Annotated in this window: 5 protein-coding genes and 1 pseudogene; all 6 read right to left on the bottom strand. The window is 32.4% G+C overall.

Annotated elements, in window-relative coordinates; all coding sequences use genetic code 11:
- Positions 1–15: 15 nt before the first annotated feature.
- Positions 16–117 (bottom strand): annotated as a pseudogene (locus KQI38_RS22860) (LDCC motif putative metal-binding protein); the annotation flags it as partial.
- Between the two features lie 41 nt (positions 118–158).
- Positions 159–374, bottom strand: a complete 216-nt coding sequence (locus KQI38_RS15890) for a heavy-metal-associated domain-containing protein (RefSeq protein ID WP_216561139.1) — start codon at positions 372–374, stop codon at positions 159–161.
- 60 nt (positions 375–434) lie between these two features.
- Positions 435–2,882 (bottom strand): heavy metal translocating P-type ATPase, encoded by a 2,448-nt coding sequence (locus KQI38_RS15895; RefSeq protein WP_216561141.1) that lies wholly within the window; start codon positions 2,880–2,882, stop codon positions 435–437.
- 30 nt (positions 2,883–2,912) lie between these two features.
- Positions 2,913–3,179, bottom strand: a complete 267-nt coding sequence (locus tag KQI38_RS15900) for a metal-sensing transcriptional repressor (protein ID WP_216561143.1) — start codon at positions 3,177–3,179, stop codon at positions 2,913–2,915.
- 326 nt (positions 3,180–3,505) lie between these two features.
- Positions 3,506–4,819 carry an urease accessory protein UreH domain-containing protein gene (locus tag KQI38_RS15905; protein ID WP_216561145.1) on the bottom strand — a complete coding sequence of 438 codons (1,314 nt, stop codon included), beginning with the start codon at positions 4,817–4,819 and terminating at the stop codon, positions 3,506–3,508.
- A complete protein-coding gene (locus KQI38_RS15910) occupies positions 4,819–5,439 on the bottom strand; it encodes a DUF2318 domain-containing protein (RefSeq protein WP_216561147.1) in 621 nt (206 codons plus the stop codon). The genes KQI38_RS15905 and KQI38_RS15910 overlap by 1 nt, the downstream gene beginning before the upstream one ends.
- Between the last annotated feature and the right edge of the window lie 561 nt (positions 5,440–6,000).

Raw genomic sequence — 6,000 nt, forward strand, 5'->3', positions numbered from 1 at the left:
CTGTAGCCATATAGTTTACTTTCTATTTTGTGTCATTTTCATAGGTTTGACGTTCTTCTTATCTCTACCTACTGTACAACAATCCAATGGTTGTGAACCAAAATTGTCCTTATTTGCAGCTTATATTTTTTCAAGCCACCTTTTTATTATATTCTTCATTACATCACTTCTATTCCAACAATTTCATAACCAGCTTCACTTACAGCTGCTTTGATATCTTCATCCTTTACATTGCTATCAATATCAGCTAATGCATATTTTTCTTCTAATTTTACACTAACATTTGAGACTCCAATTAATTCACTTAAAGTTTCTGTTACATGATGTACGCAATTATGACAGCTCATACCTTCTATTAATATCTTCTTTTTCATATTATTATCTCCCCTTAATTTTTATTTTGTATTTATATAAAATCTGCTTTGCATATATTACTACCTAACTGGTTTAAACTTCTTTAATCTTAATGCATTTGTCAATACAGATACTGAACTTAAACTCATTGCAGCTCCTGCAAACATTGGGTTTAATAATGGCCCCCCAAATAAGTGTAATACACCCATTGCTATTGGTATTCCTAAAGTATTATACGCAAAAGCCCAGAATAAGTTTTGCTTAATATTTCTTATTGTACTCTTACTTAATTGTATTGCAGTTGGTACATCCATTAAATCACTTCTCATTAGAACTATATCAGCTGACTCCATCGCTACATCTGTACCAGATCCAATTGCTATACCAATATCAGCTTGAGCTAATGCTGGTGCATCATTGATACCATCACCAACCATGGCTACTTTTTTACCCTCTGCTTGAAGTTTTTTAACTTCATTAGCCTTATCCTCTGGTAAGACTTCTGCAAGTACTATATCAATACCTACTTGCTTTGCTATTGCTTCTGCAGTTCTTCTATTATCACCAGTAATCATAGCTACCTGAATACCCATCTTATGAAGTAATTCTATAGCTCTTTTACTGTTCTCTTTAACTGTATCAGCAACAGCTATTATACCAGCAATCTTATTGTCAATTGCTATATACATAGGTGTCTTACCTTCTCCAGCTAACTTATCAGAAGAGTCTTCAAGGTTTTCTAAGGATATATTTCTTTCAATCATTAGTTTTCTGTTACCAGCTAAAATATTCTTTCCTTCGATAGTTACTTCAATTCCATGTCCAGGTATAGCATTGAAGGAATCTACCTTCTTAAATTCTAATCCTTTTTCTTCAGCACCCTTAACAATGGCTTCACCAAGAGGATGCTCCGAACCTTTTTCAGCTGAAGCTGTTAATTGTAATAATTCTTTCTCTGATAAACCTTCTACTGAAATTACGTCGGTAACCTTTGGCTTACCTTCAGTAATTGTACCAGTCTTATCGAATACTATTGTTTGAATTTGGTAAGCAGTTTCCAATGCAGTACCACTTTTAATTAATACTCCATTTTCAGCTCCCTTACCAGTACCAACCATAATCGCTGTTGGTGTAGCTAAGCCTAGTGCACAAGGGCAAGCAATAACTAAAACGGCTATAAATATTGTCAATGCAAATGTTGCTGATTCTCCACCTATAAAGTACCATGCTAAACCTGATATTATTGATAATACTATAACTATCGGAACGAAATATCCAGATATAACATCAGCCATTTTTGCTATAGGTGCTTTTGAGCCCTGAGCATCTTCAACTAATTTTATTATTTGAGCTAATGCTGTATCCTTACCAACTTTTGTCGCCTTATATCTGATAGAACCATTTTTATTTATACTTGCACCAATGACTGGATCTCCAATGTGCTTTTCAACTGGAATACTCTCTCCTGTAAGCATTGATTCATCTACAGATGTAGTACCTTCTACTACAACCCCATCAACAGGCATCTTTTCACCTGGTTTAACTACTATTATATCTTCAACTTCAACTTCATCTATGGAAATCTCTACTTCTTTTCCGTCTTTTATTATCATTGCTGTTTTAGGTGCTAGACCCATTAATTTCTTAATTGCTTCAGATGTTTTACCTTTAGAAACTGCCTCTAAATATTTACCTAGTGTTATCAATGTTAATATAACTGCTGCAGACTCAAAGTAAAGATCCATTGCATAGCTATGTTCCCCACCAATAATCATATATGTTGCAAATATACCATACACAACAGCTGCGCCTGTTCCAATGGCTATTAATGAATCCATATTAGGGCTGCCCTTTATCAAAGTTTTAATACCTATAGTGTAATATCTATATCCTGCTATAACAACTGGTATTGTTAAAACAAGTTGAGTTAAAGCAAAGTTAACAGGATTCATATTAGGATGTAAAAACATAGGCAATGGAAGACCTAGCATATGTCCCATTGCAATATAAAGTAAAGGAACAGTGAATATTGCAGATATAATAAACTTTTTCCATAGTGATTTTATCTCTTTTTCTTTTCTTTCCTTATCAGTGTCAACTGAAACTTCTTCCTCTATAGCCTTGTACCCAGTTTTTTCTACTGACCTTTTTATATCCGATATCTTTACGGATGATGGTTCATAGCTTATTGTCAGTCTCTCAGTTGCTAGGTTAACATTGACTTCAGTAACACCATCTAGTTTCCTTACTGCCCTTTCTACAGCTTTCACACATGATGCACATGTCATCCCTTCTATTTTCATTGTTTTAGTTACAGCATCTAATATTGCCTTATAACCTGCTTTTTCTACAGCTTTCTGGATTTCTCCTACAGAGACAGAGTTTTCATCAAAGCTTATACTTAATTTTTCAGTTGCAAGATTAACATTAGCTTCTGATACTCCTTCTAACTTCCTAGTTGCTCTTTCTACAGCTTTCGCACATGATGCGCAAGTCATACCTTCTACTTTTAATGTTTTATTTGTCATTTGCTTATTCCCTCCTTTATTGCAATTACTTTATTTACCCATAATTTTAGATAAAAGACGCATAACTTCATTCATCTTCTCATCACCCTTATCCTTTTCAAAGGCTTCTCGAACACAGTGATTTAAATGCTGCCTAATTATTAATAAATCTGCTTTCTTTAAAATCGAATGTGCTGCTAGTATTTGATTAGATACATCTACACAGTAGCGGCCATCCCCAATCATCTTGATAGTTGCTTCTATTTGCCCTTTAGCAGTTTTAAGGGACTGTACTGCTTTTTTTTGATCAGCATTCACTCCCCCCTCCCCCCCTGGGGGTGTATATATAATATTTCAGAAATATCACTTTGTCAATACTTTTTTATTATTAACTATATTTTTATGTTTAATCAAAAAAACACTTCTAGAGTGTAACATTCAAGAAGTGACTATTTTAATATTAGTGAAAACATATTAGATGCAGAAATCAATTCAGTATATTTATCTTAATTTAATATATCATTGGTTTCATTTTCTTTTTTATCACAACAATATGTGACATATGTTTTATAGGACTATGCGCTTTAGCTCCTTGATTATCCTTGTCTCCACTACAACATTTCATATTTATATCTCCAATTTTTTCATTCTATAACAGTAATATAACTACGTATCATACCCATCCAGCAACTGTATCCATATTGGCCTGTTTCAGTAGGTATAAATTCTATTAAATTATCTCCTTCATTTAATTTTATCTCTAAATCAAATTCAGGGATTATTATCTCATTATTACAACCGTTAACTTTCCCCGTTTCTGCTTTTATGATCCATTTTACTGGTATGCCAGCTTTAACTATTATAGGTTGATATCTACCAAAGTCTAATACTGTTGTTATAGTTTGATATTCTCCCTCAATTTGGGCAGTGTTTTCTACTGATTCAACTGTTTGAATTTGAGGAATTAATACTCCTGAAAGACTTAATCCATTATTTATCATACCTACGCCTAATACCACTACTAACATTGCACAGATTGAAAGCATCTTATCAGTAAATTTCTTATTTAACTTACTACTTATAGTGCCTAGTATAAACATCAAAGGAACAGTACCTAAACTAAATAAAAACATTGAATAAGAACCTGCAACAATACTGCCAGTAGACAATGCATAAAGTTGCATGCTCTGTAATGGACCACAAGGCATTAGTCCATTTAGTAATCCAATATAAAAAGATGATTTTTCTTTTGCTTTTTTACTGTTTATCCTTTTACTTAGAAATCTTGGAACCTTGATATTGATATATCTTAACCATGGGAATATATTAAGCATATTAAACCCCATGATTATCATAAATATACCTGCAATTATGACTACAGCTCCACGAAAACTTCCTTCAAGACTTATCACAGAGCCTATGCCACCAACAATGCCCCCAATAACAGTATAAGACACTACACGACCCAAATTGTATAATAAATTTGAATTTATTACAGATCTACTGTTTTCAGCTGAATGTAGACTCTGTGCTAGATTTATCCCACCACACATTGCTACACAATGAAGTGAAGTAAGTAAGCCAATTACAAAAAGCATACTATAACCCATACTGCTCTGTATTTGAGGAAAATAATTTGTAACATTTAACAATTGAAAATGATTCAGTATAAAATAAACACTAAGTATTATAATCAAGATATAAAGTGGCTGTGTATTACTAGCAAATTGATTCTTTCTCGTAAAATCAACCACCTTATAATCTAACGTGTTTATAGCTTTCCTTATTTCTTTAATACTTATGATGTCTTTATCATAATCAATATTTACTTCGCATTTTGCATAGCTTGCTTTTACATTGAAAATACCTTTCATACTTATAAGCTTCTTTTCTATTGTCATTTCACAATGAGAGCAAGTCATTCCTTCAATTAATAACTTTATTTTGTTGCTATTCATTAGAACTTCTTCCAATTCTCAAATATAGCTGCATTTTCTTCAAGAAAAGCTGCAGGTATTATAATTTCTGTACCAGTCACAGTTTTTTCCTCAACCATTATAGGAATTGGATTACAACCACCACGTTCCTGCTCTATCATATCTAAACTATAGATATTCCCACAATTTTCACATTGTATTTGATCGTCCTGTTGAACAAAATAAGCATAAGGACTTCCATTACATACCTGACAAGTATTAAGAGCTGTGCGAACTGTACCATCACTAGCTCTTGCTGCTAATAACCCTACAGTAATACCGTCTTTAGACTTATATTCTAAGAATGATACATTCTCAGTAATATCAGCTTCCTTAATTACAACATCACCATTTTTATTAAGTATTGCTGCAACACCTAAATCTTTAACAGGGCCACCAGCATTTTCATCTAAAGAATTTTCTTCAATAGTGGTGTTTTGATTATTTGATGTGTTAGTATTATTTAAAGCTGTCTCATCTGAGCCTCCTTTCGGAACTAAAACAACAATAGCTACTGCAATAATTGCTACTGCCATAGTTAAAAATGGAAGGTAGTTTGTTTTTTGCTTTTTTGTTTTTATAGCTTTTTTTGGTCTTGTCATACTCCTTCTCCTTTTCCTTAATTTATGATTTTACAGCATTATCAATGCAATAATTATGCCAACTATTACAGAGTGTTGAAACTTCGTCGTTTTAGTAATAAACACTTATATATTTAAAATATCATAAACAGTTATTATGTGTGATATCAAACAGGTCGTTGTATGATATCACACATATACTGTTTATATTGCTTTTACCCTTAAAGTTTTATATTTAGCATGCTATTCTAATACCTCAATTTTGATCTATAATATTGTACAAATAAAAGGAGAATATTAAACAATAACTACACCCTTAGGGTTTAATATTGATAACGGTTATATCCAGTCATTGAATTTATGCCAATAGAAACAGGTCAGTTTGGATATAGCTGTTGGATGGGTATACGAAAGAATAATAGTAGTAGATTAATATATAAAGCAATAATAACCAGTGATATATTGATATGATGCCTCCTAAGTAGACAGTCTAATTAATTAAAAATTAGATTATCTACTTGGAGGTATTTTTTTATGGGAAGAAAACCAAAGTATAGTAAAGAAGTAAAAGTTAAAGCTTGC

This window comes from Tissierella carlieri (assembly GCF_018917285.1).
GTDB lineage: Bacteria > Bacillota > Clostridia > Tissierellales > Tissierellaceae > Tissierella > Tissierella carlieri.